At 43.7% G+C, this 394-nt stretch carries 1 protein-coding gene; it reads right to left on the bottom strand.

Features of this window, described 5'->3' with window-relative positions; genetic code table 11:
* Positions 1-356, bottom strand: a 356-nt coding sequence (locus CWC14_RS18540) for a GTP cyclohydrolase, FolE2/MptA family (RefSeq protein WP_171036894.1), incomplete at its 3' end; no start/stop codon positions are given.
* Between the last annotated feature and the right edge of the window lie 38 nt (positions 357-394).

Genomic DNA, 394 nt, shown 5'->3' with positions numbered 1-394 from the left:
AGTAAGGCGCTTTTATTGAGCATTAATTCAAACTCTAAACGTACCCGAGCTGACTGGCTAAGCCCTTGCTGAGACTCTGCTAAATCCAACAATAATGTTTTTAACGTTTTACCACTGAGTTGGGCGCTGCTTAACTGGTCGCGTATGCGAATGTAAAGACGCGACATATGTATGCCTTTGGCATCTGCCTTGTCTAAGCTAACAAATACGTCAGTCATGGCGTTCACACGAACGCTTTGCTCAGCAGACATGGGAACATTGATTGGGGTAGAGATTTTTTCCATACCAACCCATTTTAAAGGCGCGCTGGTATGGGCTTTATTACCAGACGCAACGTCTGGAAGTGTCAAATTCATGTGTGGTTCCAGTAAATTATCGATTAAAAGCTAATGCC

Source organism: Pseudoalteromonas sp. S3260 (genome assembly GCF_005886925.1).
GTDB classification, from domain to species: domain Bacteria; phylum Pseudomonadota; class Gammaproteobacteria; order Enterobacterales; family Alteromonadaceae; genus Pseudoalteromonas; species Pseudoalteromonas tetraodonis.
The sequence above is the reverse complement of the archived record's forward strand: the minus strand, read 5'-3'. Positions and strand labels throughout refer to the sequence as shown.